We start from the raw sequence: 25,486 nt of genomic DNA, 5'->3' as shown, positions 1-25,486 counted from the left end.
CACCACCTCTTTCGGGCACGGCAGCGGGGCGGACACGACACGCGGGAGGGCGAGCCGGGCCGCCGCGACGCGAGGCAGGTGCGGCGGCCCCGGCTGCTATGTCGTCAGGCATCGGTCAGGCCACGCTTTCTGATGCCTTTTTGCGCCGCAGCGCGTACAGACCGGTACCGGCCACCGCCAGCATGGCCAGCCCGCCGGCGGTGACGCCCGGCGTGGCGAGCGCGCCGCCTCCGGTGTGCATCCCGCCGCGCGGCTTGTCGTGCTCGGTCTTCCCGTGATCCTTGTTGTGATCGTTCCAGCGATCCTTGTCGTGATCGCCGCTCCAGGAGTCGTTGCTGTGCCCGCTGCCCTCGTCCTTGTAGGTCCTCGGGTCGTGCTTCGGGTCCTTGGCAACACCCCACTCGTCCTCGTTCACCGTGGCCAGCGCTCCGCCACCCGTGTGCATCCCGCCGCGGGGTGAGTCGTGCCTGCTGTCCTTGTCGTGCTCCTTGCTGTAGGAAGAGTCATCGTGGTCCCGGTGTTCCCGGTCGCCCGACGCATCGGCATAGGCGCCGGGCGCGGCGATCGCGAGGGCAGCCGTTGCCGCTGCGGTGGCGAGCAGCATGCGGGCAGAGTGCATCTGGCATTCCTTCCGTCGCAGCCGGGCAGCTGGCGTTTCGTCAGCTGACCTGACCCGGCCTTGACGTGATCCACCGTCAGCCATTCCTCACCGGCACACCATTCGGGGCGCTCACCCGGGTTAAGCGCGCACCCTGACGGCGGCATCGTGTCTCTCCCGCGTGTCTCTCCCGCGTGCCCCTCACGCGGCAGCCCGTCCGCGGCCCGGGGCCGGCAGCCCGACACATCCTGGCCGGGCTGTCCAGGGAACAGTGGACGGAGCTGGTCGGCCGCTGCACCCGCCCTTCCATCGGATTTCCCTTTGAAGTCCCGACGGCGATCAGTTGCGCGCAAACCCCATCACGGGACGGATCTCACTATTGACGCGCAGGTGTCCGAATGGTGCCTTGTTCGCGCCCTGGCTCCCCAGTAACTGTGGCGGTCCACCGAAGACCGATGACCGACCACCATCGGAGACCCCATGCTGCGGGTGTACTTCACCAGTGACGACCTTGCCCGGGTACGCGTTGCGGCGGCCCCCGATCCCTTGTGGGAGATCACCAATAGCTTCCAGAGCCTTGCCGCCGGGCCCCGCGGCATCCCGGGCTTCGCCGCATGGCGGCGCCAGGTGCGACTGGGGCTGCCACCGGCCTGCGCACCGCTGGCCGTGCTGCTGCCTCCGCGCGGCTACTCACCCGACTTCCTCACCCCCGATCTCCGCGGGGTCTTTGATCTCGAAAGCGCGCTCGACACCGTACTCAGCACCTCCCGCGACCGGCTGAGGACGGACATGTCCAAGCTTGCCGCCGAACGGCCGGGGCCGTTTCCCGCCGGGGCCCGCGCCCTGGCCGAGGGGGAATCCGGGGCTCTGCGCAGGCTCGGTACCGCTCTGCGTGCGTACCACCGGCACGCCCTCGTGCCCGTCTGGGCGCACATCCGGGCTCACGTGGACGCAGACCTCGCACTGCGCGCCCGGGCCATGATGGAGGGCGGCACCGAAAGGCTGTTGTCGGGCTTCAGACCCGTGCTGCGCTGGCAGCCACCCGTATTGGAAGCCGACTATCCGGTCGAGCGCGAAGTCCGTCTCGAGGGCCGCGGGCTGCTGCTGCAACCGTCCTTCTTCTGCGTCCGCACGCCCGTCACGCTCGCCGACAGCAACCTGACGCCGTCGCTCGTCTACCCCCTGCAGCACACGCTCGGCGGGCCGGCTCTCGCCGGTTCTGCCGAGCCGCTCGGCGCCCTCATCGGCCGGACCCGTGCCGCCATTCTGGAAGCTGTCGTGATCGGCCGTACGACCAGCGAGCTGGCCGGGCGGTTCGGCATCTCGAGGCCCGCCGCCAGCCAGCACACCGCCGTACTGCGCGAAGCCGGTCTGCTGCTGAGCGTGCGCCGCAGCAAGAGCGTGCTGCACACCATCACTCCCGCCGGGCTGGCCCTCCTGGCGAGCGCACCGGGCACTGCGGCACCGGCCGGCCCGTTCGTCGCGACGCTTAAGCCACAACTTCACCGTGTGGCGGCGCCACATCGCTGTTGACAGCCTGATGGGGCATCACAACGCCGGTCGGCACACCACGGGCCAGGGGGATCACCGTGCGAGCAGGCTCCACCAGCATTGCCACCGTCACAGGGGCCGTACTTGCCGGGGCCATCGCCGTCGGCACGATGATCGTGGGTCCGGCTGCCGAGCCCGGCCGGCCGGCTGCCGGGTCCTCGTCCGCCGGCCCGGCGCGTGAACTGACCGAGGCCGAACGAAGCCGTGTCGAGCAGGCCGAGCAGCGGCTCATCAGACGATGCATGGCGGATGCGGGTTTCCGCTACTGGGTTCTCGCCCCGCTCAGCCCCGAGGAACTGCGCGCCTTTGCGCATCCGTTCGTGCGGAACGACGTCTCCTGGGCGCGCGAACACGGGTACGGCGGACTGATCCAGCGGAAGTTCTTCACGCTCAAGAAGCGCGACCCCAATCTCGCCTACCGCAACCGGCTGTCCCGCGCGGAGCGCGCCCGCTACCTCACCGCTCTCAACGGCGGCCCGGACACTCCGGTCCGTTCCGTGCGGCTGCCGGCCGGGGGCTCCATCCGCAGTGCGGTCGGCGGCTGCGAGCTCGAGGCCCGCAGGAAGCTGTACGGCGACCCCGAGACGTACTTCCACGCCGACAAGATCGCCACCAATCTCACACCGTTGTATGTGCCGAGGCTCGTACGCGACAAGCGTTTCACCACCGCGCTCGGGGCCTGGTCGGACTGCATGCGCCGCGCGACTGGGCGCGCGTACGCCGACCCTGACGCCGTACAGACCGATCTGCCGAAGCGGACCGAGGGGCTGAGCGGCGCGGAAGCGCACGCCGTCGAAGTGGAACTGGCCGTGGCGGAGAGCACCTGTGCTCAGAAATCCGCACTGGCCAGGACGGTGGAGAGGCTGGACCGCGAGTACGGCGCTCCGGTGCGCAAACGCTACTCCGAGGAGATCTCCACCAGCGCCCGGATGCGGTTGGCGGCCCTGACGGCGGCCAACCGGACGATCTCGTCTTCGAACTGACTGTCCATCAGTATCAGGTTCACGATCAAGGAGAAGCCATGAGGAAGATTCGTGCTGCCCTGGCAGCGGCTGGACTGGCCGTCGCCCTTGGCACCGCACTCCCGGCCACGGCCGAGGCCGATTCGGCCGGCGCCCAGGGGCCCAACTGCGACGCCCAGTACTTCGCTCACCGGGAGGACGGCAACATGCGCGCCTACCTCCTCACCGACTGCAACAACCTGCTCGGCACGGCCTCGGGCAACGATGCCAACTGGGGTGACAGCGCCGGGCCCTTCACCGCCGCGGACGACAACTTCGCCTGGTCGGTGCTGAACACCGGCACCTACTCCGGCGGCGTCAACAACGTCCAGTTCTACGAGTTCGCGAACTATGGAGGCGGCACGGGCTGCCTGGCACGCGGGGAGCTGTACGTCGACGACCTGAGGGACAACACCTTCGGCAATGGAGCGCGTGCGTCGAACGCCATCAGTTCCCACCGCTGGTCGTCCGGCTGCAGCAACCGCTGGACCTGATCGCACCGTACGAAACCCCGGTCCGCCGCATCGATGTGTGGCGGGCCGGGTGTGCCACCGTGGACACGACGCCTGGCCTGCGGGTGCTACGCCTCGCCCGCGGCTGCGAGGCATCCGTGTACGGCCGGTCCATGGCGCGCTCTGCTGGCCTCTGTGTCCCTGCGCCGACGGTTCCGTATCCTTCGGGATCCCTGTGTGGACCGTAGCCCTTCCAGTGCGGTGAAAGGTCAAGGACTAACCTGGGCGCATGCGCATCGGTGACCTCGTCGCCGTCGGCGGGCTGACTGCCAAGACCATCCGCTTAGCCCGCGCACAGCGTTCCGGATTCGAAACTGGGGGAGTGCCGGGGGAGTGGCCCGGGAGCCTCCCACGGCGACGCACGACAGGGAGCACGGTCATGCTGAGCGCGGTTTGGAACGGCGCGGTGATCGCGGAGGCGCCGCGCACCGTGGTCGTCGAGGGCAACCACTACTTCCCGCCCGAGGCGCTGCATCGTCAGTACTTCACCGAGAGCCGCACCCGGTCGCTGTGCTTCTGGAAGGGGCTCGCCCGCTACTACACGGTCACGGTGGGCGGACGGACCAACCGGGACGCGGCCTGGTACTACCCGCACCCGAGCCCGCTCGCCCGCCGGATCAAGAACCGTGTCGCGTTCGGGCACGGCGTGCGGATCGAGGGTGATCCGGAGGACCTGGAGGATCTGGAGAACGTGTCGTGAACGGCCGTCACCTGGCCCGGGCGGCAGCCTGGACGGCGAGCGTGGCGGCGGTGGCCGTCGGCGGGTACGCCGGGCTGGTCAGCGGGGCACTGCCGGTCGACCTGGGCGTGGGCCGACGCGTCAGACGACTCGGGCCGCAGGCCGTGGACATCGAGGCGCCCCGGGAGGTCGTCTTCGACGTGCTCGCCCAGCCGTACCTGGGGCGTGCTACCCGGGTCATGCGGGAGAAGGTCCAGGTGCTGGAGCGCGGCCAGGACATGGCCCTGGCCGCTCACTACACGCCGTTGGGCGGCGGCCGGTTCAAGGCCGTGACGGTGGAGACGGTCCGCTTCACCCGGCCCGAGCGCGTCGACTTCCGCCTGGTGCGCGGGCCGGTCCCGTACGTCGTCGAATCCTTCACCCTGACCGAGCGGCCCGCGGGCAGCCGTCTGGTGTACGAGGGAGAGCTGGGCACCGATCTGTGGCGGGCCGGAGCGTGGTGGGGCGGGAAGGTGGCCGCCCGGTGGGAGAGCACCGTCGCCGCGTCGCTCGCCTCGGTCAAGGAGGAGGCGGAGCGCAGGGCCCGGCGCTGACCGGTTCGCCCTGTCAGGGCGCCGCCCGGCCGCCGATCGAGGAGAGCGCCGCGGTCACCGACCTGCTCAGCGTCCGCGCGTCGGCCCCGGCCCGGGAGCGCAGATTCACTCCGTACGCGAGCAGGGCCAGCAGATCGGCCGCGGCGCCGAGGTCGGTATCCGGGCCCACCTGCCCGTGGGCCTCGGCGGTGACGAGTGCCGTGTGCATGGCGTCCCGGAGCTGCTGGTGATGCTGGTCGAGCAACGAACGGATCTCCGGGTCGCTGCTCTCGGCACCGGTGTGCGCGTTGGCGACCATGCAGCCCCACCGCGCGTACTCTCCCGTGCACCGCGCCTCGATCAGTGCGGCGAAGAAGTCGGTGAGGGCGGGCAGGCCCCGCTCGTCGGCCGCGAGGCGGCGGAACGCCGGCTGGGAATGGCGCTCGACGTAGCGGCGCAGCGCGGCGCGGTAGAGGTCCTGCTTTCCGCCGAAGGTGGCGTACAGGCTGGAGCGGTTGAGCCCCGTCGCCGTGACGACGTCCTGGATTCCGGTCGATGTGGCGCCCTGCCGCCAGAACAGCCGGACCACCGTCTCCAGGGCCGTGTCCGGATCGAAGTGCTTGATGTCCGGCATGCCTCACTCCGCCAACTTGAAATGGGAGTTCCAAGATACCCTCGCTCCCGCTATCTTGGAACGGTCGTTCCGAGATGAGATGAGTCGCGACCCAGGAGGAACACCCCGATGACCCTCAACGCCGAACTGCGCGCCTTCTACGAGACCCGCCGGCAGCAGATCCCGGCCGAGATACGGGAGATCATGAACCGGGCCGGCCGGGACCTCGCCGAGTCCGGACAGGCCGACCGCGCCCTGACCGTGGGCGCCCGGGCTCCCCGCTTCAGTCTGCCGTCGGCTACCGGGCGCACCGTCACCCTGGAGGGGTTGCTCGCCGACGGGCCGGTGGTGCTGACGTTCTACCGCGGCGCCTGGTGCCCGTACTGCAACATCGCCCTGCGGGCCCTGCAGCAGCACCACCACGACATCACCGTCCGCGGCGCCCGGCTGGTGGCCCTCTCCCCGCAGATCCCGGACGAGTCCCTGTCGCTGTCCGAGAAGCACGAACTGACCTTCGACGTGCTGAGCGACATCGGCTCCGACACCGCCAAGCAATACGGTCTCGCCTTCGACCTCCCCGAGGACCTGGCCGCCGTATACGACAAGCTCGGCTTCGACCTCCAGCGCGTCAACGCCGGCCACCCGCGCACCCTGCCGCTGCCCGCCACGTTCGTCATCGACCGCGACGGCACCATCCGCTGGGTCTTCGTCGACACCGACTACACCAAGCGCGCCGAGCCTGCCGACATCCTCGCCGCCCTCGACGCCCTGGACTGAACCGGACGATCAGCTCGGGCCTCGGGCCTCGGGCCTCGGGCCTCGGGCTTCGGGTCTCGGGCCTCGGGTCTGGTCCCGCTCCGTGAGCGCGTTTTCGGTGAGCGCGCTTACGGTTCCCGGCCCCGCCACGGGCATAGCGTGCGGAGCATGGTGCTGCGGGTCGTGCTGGGCGCGCTGTTCGTCGCGATGGCGGCGGGGCAGCTGGCGTCCTTGCGGGAGATGCCCGGGATCCTGGCCGCGTACGGGCTGGTCTCCGGGGCGGGCGCGACCGCGCTCGCCGTGGCACTGATCGCGGGTGAGCTGGTGAGCGGGGCCTGGTTCCTGGCCCGGCCACGGTCGCGGGCGATGGTGCCGGTGTGGGTGTTCACCGCGGTCGCGGTGGTGTGGGTACTGCTGGCCGTACAGGCATACGCACGCGGCCTCACCGTCACCAACTGCGGCTGCTTCGGGATCTACCTGTCCCAGCGCCTGAGCTGGTTCGTGCTCGTCCAGGACGCACTCCTGCTGCTCTACGCCTGGCTGCTGCTGCGCGCGGCTCGCCGAGCTCCGGCCGCGCCCGTGACGGCGGGCGGCGCCCCCGACCAGGACGGGCCCCACGACGAGGAGGCCGTGTGACGTCGGCAGTGCGGGAACACTCCGCAGCGGGTGGACGGCTCGGGTCGCCGGGCCGGGCCGGTGAAGGCGATGTGGTGCGCCGGGCTGCCGTGCCCGTCGTTGCCGGGGCACTGGTCTGGAGGACTGCCGCCCATCCGAACCGCGCGCCTCGCCGTCGGCTGCGACGATCGGACTGGTACGGGCGTGGACGTGGAGATGCCCCGCGGGGCGCCGGCGTCCACGGCCGAGGTGCCGCACAGCCCGGCTCGACCGACTGAGGAGTCCCTGATGCCCCAGGCCCCCGCGCCCCGGCGCAAGGTGGACCGGGACGAGGTGTTCGTGGAGTTCACCAAGTCCATCTGCCCGTTGTGCAAGACGCCCGTCGACGCCCAGGTCAACATCCGCGAGAGCAAGGTCTATCTGCGTAAACGCTGCCGCGAGCACGGCGAGTTCGAGGCCCTGGTGTACGGGGATGCCGAGGAGTACCTGTCCTCGGCACGGTTCAACAAGCCCGGCACGATCCCGCTGGTCTTCCAGACCGAGGTGAAGGACGGCTGCCCCAGCGACTGCGGGCTCTGCCCGGAGCACAAGCAGCATGCCTGCCTGGGCATCATCGAAGTCAACACCGGGTGCAACCTGGACTGCCCGATCTGCTTCGCCGACTCCGGCCACCACAGCGACGGCTACTCCATCACCCACGAACAGTGCGAGCGCATGCTGGACGCCTTCATCGCATCCGAGGGCGAGGCGGAGGTGGTGATGTTCTCCGGCGGCGAGCCCACCATCCACAAACACATCCTGGACTTCATCGACCTCGCCCAGCGCCGCCCGATCAAGAACGTCACCCTCAACACCAACGGCATCCGCCTGGCCACCGACACCAACTTCGTCGCCGAACTGGGCAAACGCAACCAGGTCCCCGGCAAGTCCGTGAACGTCTATCTGCAGTTCGACGGCTTCGACGAGCGCACCCACCTGGAGATCCGCGGCCGGGACCTGCGTACGTTCAAGCAGCGGGCCCTCGACAACTGCGCCGCGGCCGGACTGAGCGCCACCCTCGTCGCCGCCGTCGAACGCGGCCTCAACGAACACGAGTTGGGCGCGATCATCGAGTACGGCATCGACCACTCGGCCGTCCGCTCGGTGGCCTTCCAGCCCGTCACCCACTCCGGCCGCCACGTTCCCTTCGACCCGCTGAACCGGCTCACCAACCCCGACGTGATCAAGCTGATCAATGAGCAGCGGCCCGGCTGGTTCCAGAAAGGCGACTTCTTCCCGGTCCCCTGCTGCTTCCCGACCTGCCGCTCCATCACCTACCTGCTGGTGGACGGCGAGCCGGGCCACCGCACCGTCGTCCCCATCCCCCGGCTGCTCCAGGTCGAGGACTACCTCGACTACGTCACGAACCGTGTCATGCCCGACGACGGGATCCGCGAGGCGCTGGAGAAGCTGTGGTCGGCCTCCGCGTTCATGGGCACGGAGACGACCGAGGAGCAGCTGCGTGCCACCGCCGAAGCCCTGGACTGCGCCGACGCCTGCGGCATCGACCTGCCCAGCGCGGTGAAGGACCTGGGCGACAAGGCATTCATGATCGTGGTCCAGGACTTCCAGGACCCCTACACCCTCAACGTCAAACAGCTGATGAAGTGCTGCGTCGAGGAGATCACCCCCGACGGGCGCCTCATCCCGTTCTGCGCGTACAACTCGGTCGGCTATCGCGAGCAGGTACGGGCCCAGATGTCGGGCGTGCCCGTCGAGGACGTGGTGCCGAACGCCCTGCCGCTCGCGGACCGGCTCACCACGACACCGTACGGCTCGAAAACCGCGCGCACCGAGGCGCAGGAGTACCCGTCATGAACGCAGACGAGATCAAGGCCTGCTGTGCCGACGCCTACGCGAACGATGTCGTCGCCCTGCTGCTCGGCGCCTCCTACCACCCCGGCGGCACCGCCCTGACCCGCCGCCTCGCCGACCACCTCCATCTGGCAAAGGACGGCCGGGTCCTGGATGTGGCCTCCGGCCGGGGCACCACGGCCCTCCTGCTCGCCGACGCCTACGGGGTGCGGGTGGACGGCGTGGACTACTCCGCCGCCAACACCGCCCTCGCCCAAGGAGCGGCGCAGGCGGCGGGGCTGGCGGAGCGAGCCATGTTCGTCACCGGCGACGCGGAACAACTGCCCTGTCCTGCCTCGACGTTCGACGCGGTGGTCTGTGAGTGCGCCCTGTGCACCTTCCCCGACAAGGCACGGGCCGCCGCCGAGTTCGCCCGCGTCCTGCGCCCGGGCGGCCGGATCGGCATCACCGACGTCACCGCTGTCCCGGACCGACTGCCGCCCGAGCTCTCCACGCTCGGCGCCCGGATCGCCTGCATCGCGGATGCCCGCCCGCTCGCCGAGTACGCCGACATCCTGAACGGCGCAGGACTACGTGTCGTCCGTACCGAACGCCACGATCAAGCCATGAGCCGCATGATCGACCAGATCGAGGCGCGGCTGAACCTGCTGCGCCTGACCGCCCCGGCCCGCCTCACCGCAGCCGGCGTCGACCTGACCGCGGCCCCAGCCGTCTTTCGCGCGGCCCGGGACGCTGTGGCCGACGGAGTCCTGGGCTATGCCTTGCTGATCGCGGAAAGAACCGACCGTCCTCGTGACGCCGCATGACGCAGTGAAGTGCCACCGGCGAGCGGCCGCCATAGGTTCGTACTCCTCACCCAGCCTCGGCGGGTTGGGGTTCATGGAGCTCCGCATTGTTCAGGACGCTCTGGCAGCGACCTGGAGGGCGCGGAAGTCGTCGTAGAAGGCTGGATTGTGGGCCAGTGAGCCGTCGGAGGAGCGCTGGGCCACGAGGTTGGCGTAGAGGCTGTTGAGCAGCCACGGCATCTTGTCCGGGTCGAGGTCGCGGATCATGGCGGGCTGCTGGAGCGTGCCGTACGTGGCCACCGCCAGGCGGCCCGTGTCGCGGAATTGCCTGACCTGGTTGGTCAGGTAGTCCTGGCGAGAGGCGAACCAGGTGCTGTTCAGCAGCAGGTCGCGCCAGCGCGCCTGCGCGAAGGGGGTCGCGGCCGCCTTGCGCACCTCCTCCCAGAACGGGGTGCCGGCCGGTACCCCGTAGCGGTCGGCGTAGGCGCCGGGGATCGGGTCGGTCCAGTGCTCCTTCCACCAGTGCACCAGCGAGAACTCGGTGGCCAGGAAGCGTTGGTCGGTGCGGATGCGGGGCAGCGCGTAGTCCGTGTACGCCTTGGCATGCTCGATGGCGGCGACATGCGGATGGAGGTCGACGCCGTCCAGCTCGGGGGTGTCCTTGACGTGGGCCAGCCAGCCCTCGACGGCCGGGGTGCGCCAGTCCGGTTTCTCCAGGCGGTTGAGGGCGCCCATGTACAGGCGGGTACGGCAGTCGCTTCCGCAGCGCCTGGTGCGCTCGGCGATCACGTGAGCGGTCACGGCCTTGTAGAAGGGGTTCAGGCGACTGGCGCGGTCCTCCGCGCGGGTCTCCAGGAACGGCTCGTTGCCGATGGTCAGGATGTCGACCTTGCCGAGCACGGCAGCCAACGCCTTGTCGACGCGTGCCAGTTCGGCGTCCATGGCGCTGGTGCCCGGCTGCGGCAGGGGCTTGTCCTGGTAGGGGAACTTCAGCGACAGCACGGTGCAGTAGCCGGCGGCAGCGAACGACAGCAGCGACTTGATCGCCGGCTGTTCGGGGGCCGCCACCGAGTCCAGCTGCGGCATCGCCACGAAGCCGCGCACCCACCGCGTGCGCAGGTCGTCCAGCACCGCGGTGGTCATGCCGCGCGGCTCCTCGTTGAAGTTCGCGCCCAGCACGTCCTGCGGTGCGGCGGTATGCGGCTCGTCCCCGCTGCTGCCGCTGGAACCGCCGCCGTCGCTGCTTCCGGCACCGCTGCCGTCGGAGCCGACGGCCTGGACCGTGCCGTACCCCGTGAGCAGCAGGGCTGCACCACCGGCGAGGCCGAAGAGTCGCCGACGGGTGGGATCCCGGTGGTCAGGCGGACGTTCGCCGGTCGGTTCTCCCGGCTCCAACATGTAGTCCTCCATTCTCGTAGATCTTGCTCCCGGCACCACGCCAGGGGATGGGCGCGTTGTGACGCTGACACAGCATGAGCACGACCAGATTTTTTCGTCAACAGGCCGGAATAATTAGTTGCGAGTTGTGGCTCATTGGGGCGGTGCCGACGAGGTGAGTTCGGTCATGGCGTCGGTGCCGGCGATTACGCCGCGGGATTCGGCCTCGGCCCAGGTGAAGATGCCGGTCGACATGCTGCTGCGCTCTTGGGCGGACCAGGCCGTGCGGAACGTGCTGCGGATGTTCGGCGTGAAGAAGACCGACGTGGACCGGATCGTGGCGTTGCCCCTCCCCGCCGACGAGCCCCCGGACGAGTCGATCTGACGACGGCGATCACGCGCCGGATGAGCGGCCGTCGGGCGCCGAGCATGGCCAACGCCGCGCGCATCAGGCCGGCGACGGCCTCCGGGTACCTGCGCTTGCCGCTCGTCCGGTCGGCGTAGGCGATGAGCCTCGGCAATCTCGCCGCAGTCGTCCACGCCGCGGACCCGGCACCATTCCGCATTGCCTGGCAGCAGCGACAACCCCAGGGTCCCGTCAACCGCGCGCACCCGCGGCGTCAAGGCGACGATGCCCGGAGGCTAGGGCGGGTTGCCACCATCGGGGGGCTCTCTCCCGGAACGACTCTCGGCGCGGAGGGCTTCGAGTAAGTTCCGTCCGCGCGAAGGCAGTTGATCGACGGAAAAGTGATCAACGCCGGCTGCTGTCCGACGGCAGTGAATGTGGGGGATTCTCATGGAGCGGCGTCTGTACGGCCTCGATGCCCTGCTCGACGGTCTCGTACCGGAGTTGGTCGGCCGCGAGCGCAACGGCGATGTCCGTGCCGTCGCCTGCCGCGAGGGCAACCCGGCGGTGGAAGTGATCGGGGGGCGGGACACCGGCAAGAGCGCCCTGCTCGATGCGCTCTTCGAGTCGTACAAGGATCTGGCTCCTGTGGCCCGGGCCGACTTCGCGGACAGCAGATACGGGGAGCCGGGCCTTGCTGAAGGTGTCCACGCGCAGGAGACGCCGAACGCCTCGCCGGTGAGCAACCTGCTGTATCTGCTCTCCCACAAGCTGGGCCTGAAGGCCGGTAGGTTCCAACGGGCGGTGAAGTTCCCGCGGCTCCACCTGGGTCTCCTTGTCGTGACCGCCTGGCGCCCGGACGGCGACGGTCTCAGTCCGCCGGAGCTGTGGCAGGCGCAGGAGAAGCTGCGGCAGCAGATCTCCCAGGACCACCCCGACCCGAGGCGGTTGCGCAACCTGGTGCGCCAGTGGATCGACGCGGTGATCAGCAATCTGGGAGCCCTCTCGCCCGGCCTCCCGGGGATCGACGCCATCATCGCGGGAACGCTGCAGACCGCGCGTGACGAGCTGCTCACGCGCCCCGACAGGGGGGCTCTCCGCTGGTGGAGAGATCATCTGTCGTCCTTTCGCGGGAACGGACTGCAACGGCTGTTGGACTCCGTGTGGGACTTCAGGCGGGACGGAGCCAGTCGGCAGGAGGCCGAGGGCCGGCTGATCGCCGCCTTTCTCGATGACATCGCTCAGCACTACGACCCCGTGAAGACGTGGTGCAACGCGCCCCGGCCGCTGTTGCTGTTCGACAACGTCCACGCGGCGTCCGGGAAACGCTTCTGGGAGCTGCTGTGCTCCGCGTACGGCGCGGGCGCCGGTGGCACGGAGCGGCCGGCGGTCATCGCCGCCTGTCTGGGCCGCGGCCCAGACCACGCTTCTCTGCGTGACTACGCCCGGCAGCTGCCGCTGCAGGGGCCTCGGGTGCGACTGGGTATCCCGGAGGTCACGGGCTCGGATGTGCAGTGCATGCTCAACGTGGCACCGGACTATCCGAAGACCCTGCCTGTCCTCATCAGGCGCTTCAGCGGCGGGCGCACCGGCAGCGCCGTCGTCCTCGCCGACGAGGCCGTGCGGCTGAGGCGAAGCAGCGGCGAGCACGCCGACGGCAGAAGCCTGCTCGACGCCGCCGCGCCGCGGCTGCTGGCAGGCCTGTTGCCGGATCCGCACCTGCACGACCGGCTGATGTTCTGGGCGGCGGCCGGTGACCGGGCGGCAGCCACGCGGCTGTGGGGCGTCTTCCACCCGGACGACGCCGCGGCAGAGATGGAGCAGGCCGTGGACCATCTGGCCGCGGCACAGCTCACGGGCGACCCGGCCCTGCGGGACCTGCTCCTGAACCTGCTGGCAGACGACCCGCGCTGGTCAGACATCCACCTCAACCTTCGGGGCAGCCACAACCCGAACCATCTGGAGGAGTACGCGCCCGGGCACACCGACGGCTATCTCCTCCACACCCTCGCGCTGGGCCGTCTCAAGCCCGTGGCACAGGCGATGCACCGCCGCTTCGCGGACACGCCGCCAGAGCAGTGGCTCGCCTCCGTCAACCTGCTCTGCTCCGCCCCGAGGCTGCGCGAGGAACTCGCGCCTTGGCCGGACACGGCCCGGCACCATGCCCGGCCTGCCCCGGTGACGGCAGACCCGACGACGTGCACTGCTCGATCAGACAGCTGGTCGAGAACGTGTGGAAACTGTCGGCTCCTCTGTGCTGCGAGCCGCCCGACAAGTAACTCAGGTCGATCGGCGCGGACCTGGAGAACCTGCACCGGGCCATGCGGTCCGAGGAGGACACCCCGTACCGCCTCGCCTCGCAGGACTGGCCCGAGCAGCTGAGAAATCACGTACGTGCGCCCCACCTGCGGGTGCCGGAGGGGCGTGGCTGATGAGAATGAAGCAGCGCATCACATACCTGATCGCAGCGATGACCCCGCCCACGAGAGCAGTGGCCCTCGCGGTCGTGGCGGCGGTGCTCGCGACGGGCGGCTGGAGGCTGCATGACGCGCTCCAGCCCGACCTGAGCTGCGCAGAGGGCATCAGCCGACACGAGGACGACTCGGAGTGTGTTGGCGTGACCGACGGCGCGTACAGCTTCGACGACGGCCTCGACGAGGTCAGCGCGCGGATCAAGGTCGAGAACGACAGTGTCGTCCACCAGCGCCATGTCTCCGTCGCGATCATGATCCCGATGGCGGCCGACGCGCCCTTCGAACGCCGGAAGATTCTCACCGAGGTCCAGGGCATGTATCTCGCCCAGTACCGCGCCAACCACCGCTCCAACGACCAGACCCCCAAGATCCGTCTGCTGCTCGCCAATCCCGGACGCGACCACCGCCACTGGAGGGAGGTCTCCGACCAACTCGCCCGTAGGACCGCCTCGCTGGAGAATCTGCGGGCGGTCGTCGGCTTCAACGTCAGCGTGGACCGCACCGAGAAGGCCATCGGCTACCTGACCAACGTCAAGCACATTCCTGTCGTCGGTGGCGCGGTGACAGCCGATGACATCGGCAACAGCGCACACCGTCCGGACGCCTACCGGGGGTTCGTCCGTGTCCTGCCCACCACGACGGACCAGGCGTCCGCGCTGCAGTCGTTTCTCACCAAGGACATCGACCCGAAACGCACCCAGGTCGTTGAGGACACCCGCGAGGACGACATCTACACCACCAGCCTCAAGAACGCCTTCCACGAGTTGGCCAAGGACGCCCCCCGCGCGCCGGAGCAGTACCGCTCTCCGAGGGACTTCAGCCAGGAGGGCCACACCTCAAATGACTTCCACCAGATGGTCAACACCCTCTGTATCTCGCCGGCCGACACCGTCTACTTCGCCGGTCGCCCCGTCCAGCTGCGGCAGTTCGTCAACGCACTGGGGGCACGTCCCTGCGTCCAGAAGAAGTACCGGGTCGTCACCGGCTATGCGGCCTCCACTCTCGCCTCCGACACCAAGCTCCACTGGAAGGCACTCACAAGCGGCGTGACCGTCCAGTACGCCTCCGTCGCCCACCCGGACGCCTGGACAGGCCCGCACGCCCCTGCGACCGGCGGCTCGGCGTCGGCGTACCGCACGCTCAGCGAGCTCGCCGACGAGGCCGCAGGCAAGCCCGTGGGCCCGATCGGCAGGGTGGATCTCACCGATTCGCGGACCGTCACGACCTACGACGCCGCGTGGACGGCGATCACTGCTGTCCGCAACAACTCCGGCACCGGCTCGGGCATCCCCAGCCTGGAACAGGTGCGCAACGCCTGGCTGCGGCTGCACGGAGTCAACAAGGTGGAGGGCGCCAGCGGTTGGATCTGTCTCGACAACCACGGCAACCCGTACGACAAGCTCGTGGCGGTCGTCCAGCTCGACCCCCGGACCAGGACCGTCGACTTCGTGGGCCACGCCTGGCCCAGAAATGGCAAGCCACCGGCGAAGGACTGCACAGCGAGCGCCGACTGATCCCAGGTCCCCGCCGGCACCGGCGGGGACCTGCCGGACAGCGCCCGGGCTCTGGCGGTTCAGCCTCGCGGCCACGCGCGGCCATGGTGTCGTTCCGCGCCGCTGGGTGGAGGCCCGCTGGGGTTTCACCCCGGCCCATTCCGTACGAGAATTGGACAGACGCCTCAGATCCATATGTCGCGCCACCAGTGCAGTGATCGGGGTCAGTATGACGTCCACCGGCAGCAGGTTGGGTGCGCACCCCTTCGGTACGACGAGCGCCGAAAGGGCGGCGGAGCGTGACGACGCGCTGGTCGACGCGGTGCTGAAGGCCGTCGAGATGACCGGGGCGCATGCCGGGAGCGTGTTCCTGGCCTCCGATGACGGCAGCACGCTGGTGTTGGCCGCGGCGGCGGGGATGCCGCCCTCGCTGCTCGGCGGCTGGCGGCGGATCCCGGCCAGCAGTGCCATTCCCGTGGCGGAGGCGTTCCGTACCGGCCGGACGGTCCATCTGGCCGACGCCGAGGAGACCGTCCGGCGGTTTCCGCAGCTCGCGGCGGCGTTGCCTTACCCGTTCGGGTCGGCCTCCGCGCCGGTCACGGCGGGGCAGGAGACCATGGGCGTCATTGCGGTGGTGTGGGCGGCCCGGCCGGGTGGGCAGGGGCTGTCCAAGGCGCAGCGGCGGCATCTGCGCACCACGGCCGGCCGCCTCGGCGTCTCGTTGGCCCGGCTGCGTGCGCACGGCGCCGACGCGGCGGGCGACCTGGGGCGTGAACCGGTGGAGGTCGCGATCCCGGCCGCCTCGGCGGTGCGGGTGGGCCTGTTCGACTGGGATGTGGGCACCGGGGCGCTCGCCGCGGATGCCACGGTCTGCTCGGCCTTCGGGCTGACCCCGGACGAGTACGACGGGCGGGCGGCCACGCTGGCGGCCCGGGTGCACCCGGCGGACCGCCCCGCCTTCCGGGCCGCCGCCCGCGCCGCGATCCGCGACGGCCATGTCCTGGCCCAGTGCCTGCGCATCCCGGAGACCGGCGGCGGCCACCGCACCATCGAACTGTGGGGCCGGATCCCCGACACCGGCGACGGTCAGCAGGCGCGGTCGCACGTGGTGGGCGGGGTCCTCGATCTGGGGACCGGGATGGCCGCGGTCGCGGCGCTGGAACGGCTGGCGGACGGGTTCTTCGCGCTCGACCGGGAGGGGCGGATCACCTACGCCAACCACCGCCTCGTGCAGCTGGCCCACGTGCGGCGCGGCGACCTCGTGGGCCGCCGCCCCTGGGAGGTGCTGCCGGGTCTGGCCGATCCCGCCTTCGAGGACCGTTTCCGGGCCGCGCGGGTCTCCCAGCAGCCCGTCTCCTTCCTCGCCCGAGGCCCGGATCAGTGGCTGATGTTTTCTCTACGCCCGGACGCGCAGGGCCTGACCGGGTGGGTGGCCCCCGCCCAGGACCCAGTCTCGGCCGGAGCCGAGCCCGCGGCATCTGACCCGGAGGTGGCCGTGCCTGCCCCGGCCGCCGCGATGCCCGCGCCGCCACGCCCGGGCGCCTTGTACCGGGTCCTGGAGCTGAGCAGCGCGCTGACCGAGGCCATCACCGCGCGCGAGGTGTGCGAGGTGGTCGCCGACCAGCTGCTGCCCGCCTTCGGCGGACACCGTGTGGCGATCTACGTGGTGCGGGAGCGGCGCATGCGTCTGCTGTGCCAGCGCGGCTACCGGGAGAGCTTCCTGGACCGGTTCGAGGGCACGCCGCTGCAGCACACCTGGGGGCCCGTCGCCGGGGCGCTGGCCGGTGGGGTCCCGCTGTTCATCGAGACCCCAGAAGACTTCGCGCGCGCCTACCCCGAGCTCGAGCCCGCCTCCAGCTCCCTGGTGTTCCTGCCGCTGATCGCCGCCGGCCGCCCCGTGGGAGCCTTGGTCCTCGGCTTCGACGAGGCGCACCCCTTCCCGGGCGAGGAACGCAGTCTGCTGACCGCGCTGAGCGGCCTGATCGCCCAGGCACTGGGACGCGCCCGGCTCTATGACGCCAAGAGCACCCTCGCCCACGGGCTGCAGCACGCGCTGCTCCCGCACGAACTGCCCACGCTGCCGGGCATCCGGATCGCCGGCCGGTACCTGCCCGCCACCCGCGGGATGGACATCGGCGGCGACTGGTACGACGCGATCCCCACCGACCACGGCATCGCGCTGGTCGTCGGCGACGTCGAGGGCCACAACGTCGCCGCCGCGGCCACCATGGGCCAACTGCGCAGCGCGGTACGCGCCTTCGCCACCGCCGGCCACGAGCCCGGCGAGGTGATCGCCCGCACCAACCGCCTGCTCCTCGACCTCGGCCCCGGCCAGCTCGCCAGCTGCTGCTACCTCCTGCTCGACCCCGCCACAGGCGTCGCGCACGCAGTCCGCGCCGGCCACTGCCCGCCCCTGCTGCACCACCCCGACGGGAACACCGAAATCCTGGAGCTGCCCGGCGGCCCGCTCCTGGGCATCGAGCGCCCCGCCCACTACCCGCAAACCCGACTGACCCTGACGCCCGGCTGCCTCCTCGTCCTCTACACCGACGGACTGGTCGAGACCCGCGACACCGACATCACCGTCGGCATCGACCGGCTGCGCACCCAACTGGCCCACACCCCCGCCGACTCCCTCGACGACCTCGCCGACACCCTCCTGCACAGCGCCCGCCACGCGGCGGACCGCACCGACGACATCGCGCTGCTCCTCACCCAATACACGCCTGCCCCACCGCCCACGACTCCCACCGACTGAACACCAGCGGGCACCGAGCGGCCAGGACCGCGGGTGCGGCCCATCGATCGCTGCTCCGTCGGCATCGCGCCCGAACGCGCCCTGGGGCGCGGCGACTTCACCGGAGTGCGCGCATGCCATGGTTCCGTATGGCACCGTGTACTCAGGCCGGGCCCGTCACTCCCCCCGTGGTGACGGGTCCGACCTCTCGCACGAGAGATCAGGCCGGGGAAGCCCCTGCCGCAGATCGGCGTACAGGTGCAGTCGGACGCCGGGCCGGCCGGGGTCCCGGCGGGTTGCTTCGGCCGTCGCGGCCGGCCGCAAACGGGCGATCGCGGGCCTGGACAGCGAACGCCGTTTCAGCGTCCTTGGCCACCACCTTTCTGGACCGCCTAGGCGCTCGCGGTCTCGTCCGGGTGGAGGGCGTCGAGCATGAGGGTGAGGCCGAAGGCGAACTCGTCGGTGTAGTCGTAGCCGGGCTTGAGAACGTGCTCGGTGGCCAGCTCGGTGAGGTGGGGGTAGGCGTCGGCGGGCATGTCGCGCAGGATGGCGCCCGCGACCTCGTCCAGCTCCGCCGCGCCCCTGAACGGCAGGCTCAGCTCCTGGAGCACGAAGCCGTACAGGTAGCTGTCGATCAGCGAGACGGCGTGCGCGGTCATCGGGACGGAGAATCCTCCGGCGCGCAACGCTCCGATGACAGCGTCGTGGTGGCGCAGGGTCGCGGGGCCGGGCTGAGAGCGGGAGTCCATGAGCCCGATGGCCCACGGATGGTGCCGGAGGGCGGCACGGGCGGAGACCGCGCGGTGACGCATGGCGCTTTTCCAGTCCGTGTCGGACGGTGGCAGGTCGATCTCGCCGAACACCGCGTCGACCATGCCGTCGAGGATGTCCTCCCTGCCGGCCACGTGGTGATAGAGCGACATCGCCTCGACTCCCAGCGGTTCGGCGATGGCCCGCATGGTGAGCGCGGCCGACCCCTTCTCGTCCGCCACCGCGACGGCCGTACGAATCACACGCTCGCGACTGAGCGGGGTGCGCGCCGACGCCCCGCGCCGGTCCTTGCCTCCCTGGGGCATCCACCCCTCCTTTCGCTCTCCTTGACTGCCTTACAGTATAAGGCTAGCTTGCCTTACAGCATAAGGTGAGCAGACCGGCGAAGGGGCAGTGCCATGGGCACGGATCGTGTGAAGAAGGTCTGCATCGTCGGGGCTTCGGGGAAGCTCGGGCAGTACATGGTCGGGCAGGCACTGGAACGCGGCTACGAGGTGGTCGGCGTGTGCCGGGAGCGCAGCGTGCCGAAGCTGGCCGCGTTCGAAGGCCGGATGACCGTCGTCCCCGGACCCACGAACGACCCGGAGGTGATCCGGCGGGCGGTCGCCGGGTGCGACGGGGTGTTGACGGTGCTGGTGCCCTGGGGTGTGCAGCAGTATGCGTCGGGCACGGCGCAGGCGGTGCTCGACCACGCACGGCCGGACGCGCGCCTGGTCTTCTCCTGCGGCTGGCACATCACCCGCGACGGCAAGGACACGTACTCGCGGATGTTCACCATGGCTGTCCGGATCGCCGCCGTGCTGGCCAAGCTCGTCCGTGCCGTCGAGCTCGACGACCAGGTGGAGGCGTGCCGACGGGTGTTCGCCAGCGACACCCGGTGGACCGTGGTGCGCGGCAGCACCCTGGAGGAGGGCGAAAGTCAGGGCCTGCCCGTGTGGAGCCGGCATGTGGGCGACCCGGTGCTGGCCAGCAACTTGACGCGCCGGGTGGACTTCGCGCTGTTCATGGTGGAATCGCTCACCGACGACACGCTCGTCCAGGAGGCCCCGGCGATCGTCGGCTGCCGAACCCCGAGCGCCCTCGCTCACGCCGTCAGCCCTCACGACCACGCCTAGCCAGGCCGGACAGGCTCCTTGGGCGGAACGCTGACCCGGTCGGGGAACCCGTTGGCCGGACTCCGGTGGTCCTCGTCCATCTCGGCCTTCACCCTCGCGTGTTGGATGAACATCTCGGCGATGCCCTCGCTCCGCACGGCGGCTCGGGACCGCGAAGTCGGAGGCGGAGAGCCGGAGTCGAGCCTGCGCCGGGGGCTCAGGTTCGGAGACCGTGGCCAAGGAGACCGGGCGGAGCGATCCGCCTCGCGTTCCGCACGCGGATCCTCTTGCGGGAGGCCGGTGTGGCGCCCCGCAGTGGCGCGTACACCTGATGGGACGCTGGGCGGACCGAGATCACGACAAGGGGAGGAATGACCGTGCAACCGAACGAGATCACCGAGGTTCTGAACCGACCGATCAGCCAGGAACTGCTGGCCCGCGACCTGACCCGCTTGGCCTACGTCGCCAAGGACGGCACACCCCGCAACGTCCCGATCGCGTTCGTCTGGAACGGCTCGGAGATCGTCATGTGCACTTCGAAGAACGCCCCGAAGCTCGCGGCCCTGCGCAACAACCCGGCAGTTGCCCTGACGATCGACACCGAGGTGCACCCGCCCAAGATCCTGCTCATCCGCGGATCCGCCGAACTGGACGTCGTCGACGGCATCCCGGACGAGTACCTCGAGGCGAACAGCACCTACCAGATGACGCCCGAGCAACGGGTCGAGTGGGAGGCGGAAGTGCGTTCGCTCTACGACGGCATGGTCCGGATCGTCGTGACCCCGACATGGGCGAAGCTGATCGACTTCGAGACGACTCTGCCGAGCGCGGTCGAGGAACTGGTCCGGCAGCGGGACGAGCGGCAGCGCGCCTGAGCGCCGCCAGGTCGCCCGCGTTGGGCGGATCGCCCACGTTGCGCCGCGGAGTGCGTGGAGTCTTTGAAATTCGACAGAGAAATTCTCGGCGGGATGTCGAGAACTCGAGCCCGGCTCCGTCCCCGCAGTGAACACGGCCACCACGGGCCGTATCGCATCAAGGAGACCAAGACGGCCAAGTACCTGCTTCTCAAGCACTACCGGGGCGCGCCGACGGCGGTCAACGACGTGCCGATGCAGGTCACCGTCCCGGCGCTCACAACACGACCGCTTCGCCGGCCGGCAGGCCCTCGAAGCCGGCCCCGCATCGAACGAACCTCGGCGAGGCCGCAGCGCGCCGACACCCCGGGCCGTCGTAGGCCGTCGGCCCGGGTGCGGAGCGGCCTCGCCGAGGTCGGACGATCAGTGGCCGGCGACGACGCCGGACAGTTCGTTCGTGCTCTTCGGCAGGGTCACGGACGTGACCTTCTTGCCCGATTCGATGTCGATCGCGTGCAGCTTGCGCTTGCCCGGCTCGGAGACGTACGCGGTGTGGTCGCGGACGAAGAGGGTGGGCCGGGGCTGCTGCCAGTCCAGCGGCTCCTGCCACGCGTCCACGACGGGGATCTTCTTGTCCACCTTGCCCGTTTCCGGGTCGATGACGTGGAGGGTGCCGTTGGTGCCCAGGAGGAGTGCTTCGCCGTTCGGTCCGCGGCCGAGTGAGCGGAAGGAGTAGCTGGTGCCCAGGTCGACGAGGCGCAGTTTCCCGGTCTCGGTGTTGATGAGGGAGATGCGGGTCGGCCGCTCCAGTTCGGCCTCCGGGTCGGTCTTGTAGTCGCCCAGGAGGACGGGCGACGCGTCGCTGCCACTCTGGTTGCCGATGCGGCCGTAGTCGTCGGGGGCGTCGACCTTGGTGAACTTGCCGTCCTTGTAGATCAGGATGCCGTCCTCGCAGCCGATGCCGATGGCCTCGCCCTTGGCCGCGGCCTCGCCGTGGACTCCGGGGCACTTCTCGTTGCGCTTGATCTCCTTGTTGTTCTTGTCCAGGACAAGGGCACCGGTGCGCTTCTCCTCGGTGCCGAGGGTGCTGAGGAGTTCGCCGTTGCTCAGTTCGATGGCGACGCCGTGGTGCGGCTCGGCGGAGGTGTAGGTGCGGCCCTGCGGCTTCTCGCCGCCCGAGAGGTCTTCGGGGTCGAAGACGTTGACCTCTCCGGTGCCGTCGGTGAACAGCACGGTCTTGCCGGCGTGCCGTACGACGTGGCCGGGCTTGGCGCCCTGGTACTCGATGCCGGTGAAGGTCTGTTCGGTGGCGCTCAGAACGCGGAATCCGGAGTCGGTGGAGACGATGACGTGGGAGTCGTCGCCGGCGGGGTTGAGGCGGTTGAAGCCGGGCAGCTCGATCGTGTCGGCCACCTTCAGGCTCTCGCCGTCCAGAACGTACAGGCCGCCGTCGAACGTGGCGACCAGCGGGTCCTTGACCGCTACGGCCTTGGTACTCGGCGCATCCTTGGCCTTCGAGTCGAACGACGAGGAGTTGTCCTCTCCTCCGCAGGCGGTCAGGACAGCGGAGACCGCCAGAGCAAGGGCCGTGCCCGTGATGGCTCTGGTGCGTATCGGCTTGTTCACCGGTGTGTTCCTTTCTGTGCCGCGCGGGCGCGGCAGTGGGTGCGGGTGTGCTTGAGCGGCCGGTCGGCCGGTGTCCACGTCAGGCGCGCTGGTTCAGGCGCCGGTCAGGCCGTCCGTCATGGCGGTGGTGTTGGCGCGCATCATCTGCAGGTAGGTGCCGGCGCCCTTGCCCTGCTCGGTCAGCGATTCGGAGTAGAGCTCGACGACGCGCACTTGTCCGCCCATCTCCGTACGCAGCACCTCGGCCAGCCGCTTGGGCTGGGAGGAGTCCGCGAACACGGTTTGTACGTCTGCCTTCCGCATCGCCTCGGTGAGTGAGCGCAGGTCGGAGGAGCTGGGCGAGGCCAGCGTCGTACCGCTCGGGATGACCGCGCCCACCACCCGGAAGTCGAAGCGTTCGGCGAGGTAGCCGAAGACGTGGTGGTTGGTCACCAACGCGCGCCGCTGTTCGGGTATGCGGTCGAAGGACTTCTCCATCCAGGTGGCGAGGTCGGCGAGTTGGTCGTCGTAGCGGTCGGCGTTGTCGCGGATGGCCGTCTCGTCGACGCCGCCCACGTGCTCGACCACCTGGTCGGCGATCAGTCCGGCGGCCTTGCGTACGCGGTCGGGGTCGGTCCAGAAGTGCGGGTCGGGCTGCCCGGCCTCCTCCTCGGGTCCGCCGTCGTCGTGAGCCTGGAAGGCGAGCGGGTCCACCGCCTTGCCGGCCTCGAAGGTGGCCACCCCTGCCTCGCGGGCAGCCTCCACGTGCCGCAGTACGTTCTCCTCAAGACCCAGCCCGTTGAAGATCACCAGGTCGGCCCGCTCCAACTCAGCGGCCTGCACGGCCGACAGACCGAAGGAATGCGGGTCGGCGTTCGGCTTCATCAGGACCGTCACTTCGGCCCCGTCGCCGACGATCTCCTGGGTGATGTCGCCCAGGATGTTGGTCGTCACGACTACCCGGGGCTGCTCGCCGCTGCTCGTACATCCGCTGCCGGCACCGGCCAGGGCGAGGATGAGCAGGACCGGCAGGAAGGTGCGCAGCGGCCGTGCCCCTCGTGTCTGTCTCGTCATCGTCCGGTCTCCACCATCAGGGCCGGCTCGATGTCCAGGTCGAAGGTGCGCGCGATGCGCAGGTTGTCGTTGTAGTCGATCTCGTACACGCGTTTGCCTTGGGGGTCGTTGAGGTAGGCGCGGCTGCGGTCGACCTCGATGACCGGTCCCGCGTTGCCTTCGGTGCCGGACTTGGGGACGCCCGTCAGAAGCCGCTTCGTCTTGGAGACCTGTTTGCCGGTGGTGATGTCGTAGCCGTGGAGCGATCCGTCGGTCTCCAGGACGATCAGGACGGAGCCCTCACCCGCGGTGTTGGCCGAAACGACGGGCCCGGTCTTCACCCGTGTCCAGGTCCGCTCGGTGACGTCCAGCACCCACACGGCCCGGTCACCGGCCGCCGCCGTGAGCGTGTCGCTGCCGGGCCGGTGCCGGAAGACCGTGGCCCGTTCCTTCGCGGGTACGTCCTCGCCGTACGGGATCCTCTGGGCCGTGAACGCGCCGTCGGTCTCACGGACGAGCAGGGCACCGTCGGTGCAGCCCAGGACGACTCCGCGCCGGGTGACGGCATCGCCCCGCGGGTCCTCGCACGCCGCGTCCGGCGACGCGACGCGCTTGCCCTCGCGGTCGTACACCGCGAGCTGCGCGGCGTCCTGCCCGCTGTCTGTGAGGCTGAGCAGGTGCTCCGCGTACGGCACGACAACTCCCGCGTGTGTCCCGGGAAGCGCGTGGGGCGAGCCGACCTTGCCCTTCTCCAGTTCGGCCCGGCGGTAGACACTGGCCCGGCCGTCCTCGTCGGTCACCGCGGTCACCGCGGCGTCGCTGCGGACGCGCGCACCGGAATCTCCGGGCAGTTCGCCCACCTCACGTATGGCCGCGCGGTAGTAGTGGATGTGGTCGCCGTGATCCACCATCCAGGCGCCGCCGTCGAGGACGTGCGTGCCGCCTGAGGTGTGGAAGTAGCCGAACCGACCGTCCGTGGTGAGTCCGGTGGTGCCCGTCGTCCGGGACACCTCGTGCGTCTTCCCTGTGATCAGGTCGAGCACCTGGGTGTTGCCGGTCCCCGGGTCGTTGAGCAGCAGCCGCGACTGCTGCTCGGCCTTCTCCTGTGCCCCTTCGACGTACCCGTGCGGTGCGGAGGCCGATGTGGTGGTCTTCGGAGCGGACGCGTCGTCGTTCTGACCGGCGCAACTCGTGGTGAGCAGGGAGACGGCCACGAGCGCGGCAGGCGCCCAAGGGGTGCTGTTGCTTCGGACGTGCAAGGGGATCGCCTCAGGTTCTTTTCAGTCGGTTGCCGCGACGTGCACGCCGACGAGGTGCGCACGGCGGTGGTGGCGGAGACCGGATGCCAGGTGGGAGAGGAAGAACAGGCTCACCGCGAGGGCCGAGACGGTCGCGCCGGCGGCGGTGCTCAGGTGCCAGGACAGCAGCAGGCCGCAGAAGGTGGCGGTGATGCCGAGCAGCGCCGCGAGGGCCATGACACCTCGCACACTGCGTGCCCAGGGCAGCGCGGCTGCGGGCGGGGCGATGAGCAGGCCCAGAACCAGTAGCGTCCCCACGATGTGGAAGGAGGCGACGATGGCGAGGGCCAGCAGGCCGAGCAGCACGGCGTGAGTGAGGCGGGGACGCAGGCCGAGCGTTCGGGCCTTGCGCGGGTCGAAGGCCAGGGCGAGGAAGGCCCGGTGACCGAGGACCGAGACGGCCAGTGCCAGCACCAGCGCCACACCCAGCAGCACCAGGTCCTGCTCACGGACGGCGAGGACGTCACCGAAGAGGAACCCGGTCAGGTCGACCGCGAAGGACTGCGAGCGCGACACGATGATGACGCCGAGGGACAGCATCCCCACGAAGAGCAGGCCGATGCCGGTGTCCTGGGACAGCTTCGGGGTGCGGCCGAGGGCGGTGACACCGGCGGCCATGACGACCGCGCTCAGGACCGCCCCGACCAGCAGGTTGCCACCGAGCAGCGCGGCGAGCGCGACCCCGGGCAGCAGCCCGTGGGACATGGCGTCACCCAGGAAGGCCATCCCCCTGAGCACGACCCACGTACCGGCCAGTGCGCAGATCACCGACACCAACATCCCGCCCCACAGGGCCCGTTGCACAAAGGTCACCTCGAAGGGAACCGTCAGCCAATCCATGCGGCGCA

24 protein-coding genes and 1 pseudogene are annotated in these 25,486 nt (G+C 70.0%); 16 read left to right on the top strand and 9 right to left on the bottom strand.

Annotation, left to right across the window (positions count from 1 at the left end; translation table 11 throughout):
- Nucleotides 1–115: 115 nt before the first annotated feature.
- Nucleotides 116–604, bottom strand: coding sequence for a hypothetical protein (locus GAS53_RS29715; protein WP_192583341.1), 489 nt, complete (start codon nt 602–604; stop codon nt 116–118).
- 474 nt (nt 605–1,078) lie between these two features.
- Here GAS53_RS29715 and GAS53_RS29705 point away from each other — a divergent pair, with 474 nt between their 5' ends.
- From GAS53_RS29705 to GAS53_RS29685, 5 genes are all read left to right on the top strand, one after another.
- Complete coding sequence (locus GAS53_RS29705) at nt 1,079–2,131, top strand: winged helix-turn-helix domain-containing protein (RefSeq protein WP_151480798.1); 1,053 nt, start codon at nt 1,079–1,081, stop codon at nt 2,129–2,131.
- Between the two features lie 56 nt (nt 2,132–2,187).
- A complete protein-coding gene (locus tag GAS53_RS29700; RefSeq protein ID WP_151480797.1) occupies nt 2,188–3,132 on the top strand; it encodes a hypothetical protein in 945 nt (314 codons plus the stop codon).
- A gap of 38 nt (nt 3,133–3,170) precedes the next feature.
- Nucleotides 3,171–3,644, top strand: a complete 474-nt coding sequence (locus tag GAS53_RS29695; protein WP_151480796.1) for a hypothetical protein — start codon at nt 3,171–3,173, stop codon at nt 3,642–3,644.
- 397 nt (nt 3,645–4,041) lie between these two features.
- A complete protein-coding gene (locus GAS53_RS29690; RefSeq protein ID WP_151480795.1) occupies nt 4,042–4,362 on the top strand; it encodes a DUF427 domain-containing protein in 321 nt (106 codons plus the stop codon).
- Nucleotides 4,359–4,934, top strand: coding sequence for an SRPBCC family protein (locus tag GAS53_RS29685; protein WP_225859166.1), 576 nt, complete (start codon nt 4,359–4,361; stop codon nt 4,932–4,934). The genes GAS53_RS29690 and GAS53_RS29685 overlap by 4 nt, the downstream gene beginning before the upstream one ends.
- Before the next feature lie 13 nt (nt 4,935–4,947).
- Here the strand turns inward: GAS53_RS29685 and GAS53_RS29680 are convergent, their stop codons facing one another.
- Entirely contained in the window at nt 4,948–5,547 is a 600-nt protein-coding gene (locus tag GAS53_RS29680; RefSeq protein WP_151480794.1) for a TetR/AcrR family transcriptional regulator, read from the bottom strand.
- A gap of 108 nt (nt 5,548–5,655) precedes the next feature.
- On the opposite strand from GAS53_RS29680, the gene GAS53_RS29675 reads away from it, so the two are divergent.
- The 4 genes from GAS53_RS29675 to GAS53_RS29660 all read left to right on the top strand — a co-directional run bounded on the left by GAS53_RS29675 (nt 5,656) and on the right by GAS53_RS29660 (nt 9,557).
- A complete protein-coding gene (locus tag GAS53_RS29675; RefSeq protein WP_151480793.1) occupies nt 5,656–6,303 on the top strand; it encodes a peroxiredoxin-like family protein in 648 nt (215 codons plus the stop codon).
- Nucleotides 6,304–6,450: 147 nt separating this feature from the next.
- Complete coding sequence (locus tag GAS53_RS29670; RefSeq protein WP_192583340.1) at nt 6,451–6,918, top strand: MauE/DoxX family redox-associated membrane protein; 468 nt, start codon at nt 6,451–6,453, stop codon at nt 6,916–6,918.
- A gap of 267 nt (nt 6,919–7,185) precedes the next feature.
- Nucleotides 7,186–8,754, top strand: coding sequence for a radical SAM protein (locus tag GAS53_RS29665; protein ID WP_151480792.1), 1,569 nt, complete (start codon nt 7,186–7,188; stop codon nt 8,752–8,754).
- Nucleotides 8,751–9,557 (top strand): class I SAM-dependent methyltransferase, encoded by an 807-nt coding sequence (locus GAS53_RS29660; protein WP_151480791.1) that lies wholly within the window; start codon nt 8,751–8,753, stop codon nt 9,555–9,557. The genes GAS53_RS29665 and GAS53_RS29660 overlap by 4 nt, the downstream gene beginning before the upstream one ends.
- Nucleotides 9,558–9,647: 90 nt before the next feature.
- Here GAS53_RS29660 and GAS53_RS29655 read toward each other — a convergent pair whose 3' ends face one another.
- The gene (locus tag GAS53_RS29655; protein ID WP_225859165.1) at nt 9,648–10,934 is read right to left on the bottom strand and encodes a hypothetical protein; all 1,287 of its coding nucleotides are present in this window, start codon (nt 10,932–10,934) and stop codon (nt 9,648–9,650) included.
- A gap of 232 nt (nt 10,935–11,166) precedes the next feature.
- On the opposite strand from GAS53_RS29655, the gene GAS53_RS57695 reads away from it, so the two are divergent.
- The 4 genes from GAS53_RS57695 (at nt 11,167) to GAS53_RS29640 (ending at nt 17,984) form a co-directional block, all read left to right on the top strand.
- Nucleotides 11,167–11,298 carry a hypothetical protein gene (locus tag GAS53_RS57695; protein WP_263974173.1) on the top strand — a complete coding sequence of 44 codons (132 nt, stop codon included), beginning with the start codon at nt 11,167–11,169 and terminating at the stop codon, nt 11,296–11,298.
- Nucleotides 11,299–11,709: 411 nt separating this feature from the next.
- A complete protein-coding gene (locus GAS53_RS29650) occupies nt 11,710–13,641 on the top strand; it encodes a hypothetical protein (protein ID WP_151480790.1) in 1,932 nt (643 codons plus the stop codon).
- Nucleotides 13,642–13,690: 49 nt separating this feature from the next.
- The gene (locus tag GAS53_RS29645; protein ID WP_225859164.1) at nt 13,691–15,247 is read left to right on the top strand and encodes a type 1 periplasmic-binding domain-containing protein; all 1,557 of its coding nucleotides are present in this window, start codon (nt 13,691–13,693) and stop codon (nt 15,245–15,247) included.
- A gap of 208 nt (nt 15,248–15,455) precedes the next feature.
- Nucleotides 15,456–17,984: a SpoIIE family protein phosphatase gene (locus GAS53_RS29640; RefSeq protein WP_151480789.1), complete on the top strand. Its 2,529-nt coding sequence runs from the start codon at nt 15,456–15,458 to the stop codon at nt 17,982–17,984.
- Between the two features lie 156 nt (nt 17,985–18,140).
- Here GAS53_RS29640 and GAS53_RS58450 read toward each other — a convergent pair whose 3' ends face one another.
- Together GAS53_RS58450 and GAS53_RS29635 are read right to left on the bottom strand one after the other, a co-directional pair.
- On the bottom strand, nt 18,141–18,287 hold the full coding sequence (locus GAS53_RS58450) for a DUF6207 family protein (protein ID WP_225859163.1): 147 nt from the start codon (nt 18,285–18,287) through the stop codon (nt 18,141–18,143).
- 68 nt (nt 18,288–18,355) lie between these two features.
- Complete coding sequence (locus GAS53_RS29635; protein WP_151480788.1) at nt 18,356–19,039, bottom strand: TetR/AcrR family transcriptional regulator; 684 nt, start codon at nt 19,037–19,039, stop codon at nt 18,356–18,358.
- A 93-nt stretch (nt 19,040–19,132) separates the two neighbouring features.
- Here GAS53_RS29635 and GAS53_RS29630 point away from each other — a divergent pair, with 93 nt between their 5' ends.
- The 3 genes and pseudogenes from GAS53_RS29630 to GAS53_RS58815 all read left to right on the top strand — a co-directional run.
- A complete protein-coding gene (locus tag GAS53_RS29630; protein WP_151480787.1) occupies nt 19,133–19,849 on the top strand; it encodes an NAD(P)-dependent oxidoreductase in 717 nt (238 codons plus the stop codon).
- 356 nt (nt 19,850–20,205) lie between these two features.
- Nucleotides 20,206–20,703 carry a pyridoxamine 5'-phosphate oxidase family protein gene (locus GAS53_RS29625; RefSeq protein WP_151480820.1) on the top strand — a complete coding sequence of 166 codons (498 nt, stop codon included), beginning with the start codon at nt 20,206–20,208 and terminating at the stop codon, nt 20,701–20,703.
- Nucleotides 20,704–20,796: 93 nt separating this feature from the next.
- Nucleotides 20,797–20,958 (top strand): annotated as a pseudogene (locus GAS53_RS58815) (YciI family protein); the annotation flags it as partial.
- A gap of 147 nt (nt 20,959–21,105) precedes the next feature.
- Here GAS53_RS58815 and aztD read toward each other — a convergent pair.
- From aztD to aztB, 4 genes are all read right to left on the bottom strand, one after another.
- Nucleotides 21,106–22,308, bottom strand: a complete 1,203-nt coding sequence (aztD, locus tag GAS53_RS29620) for a zinc metallochaperone AztD (protein ID WP_151480786.1) — start codon at nt 22,306–22,308, stop codon at nt 21,106–21,108.
- 93 nt (nt 22,309–22,401) lie between these two features.
- The gene (gene aztC / locus GAS53_RS29615; protein ID WP_151480785.1) at nt 22,402–23,361 is read right to left on the bottom strand and encodes a zinc ABC transporter substrate-binding protein AztC; all 960 of its coding nucleotides are present in this window, start codon (nt 23,359–23,361) and stop codon (nt 22,402–22,404) included.
- Complete coding sequence (locus GAS53_RS29610; protein ID WP_151480784.1) at nt 23,358–24,599, bottom strand: hypothetical protein; 1,242 nt, start codon at nt 24,597–24,599, stop codon at nt 23,358–23,360. The genes aztC and GAS53_RS29610 overlap by 4 nt, the downstream gene beginning before the upstream one ends.
- 21 nt (nt 24,600–24,620) lie before the next feature.
- Nucleotides 24,621–25,478, bottom strand: a complete 858-nt coding sequence (aztB, locus tag GAS53_RS29605) for a zinc ABC transporter permease AztB (RefSeq protein ID WP_151480783.1) — start codon at nt 25,476–25,478, stop codon at nt 24,621–24,623.
- Nucleotides 25,479–25,486: the final 8 nt, after the last annotated feature.

The organism is Streptomyces albicerus (assembly GCF_008905045.1).
GTDB lineage: Bacteria > Actinomycetota > Actinomycetes > Streptomycetales > Streptomycetaceae > Streptomyces > Streptomyces albicerus.
The sequence above is the reverse complement of the archived record's forward strand: the minus strand, read 5'-3'. Positions and strand labels throughout refer to the sequence as shown.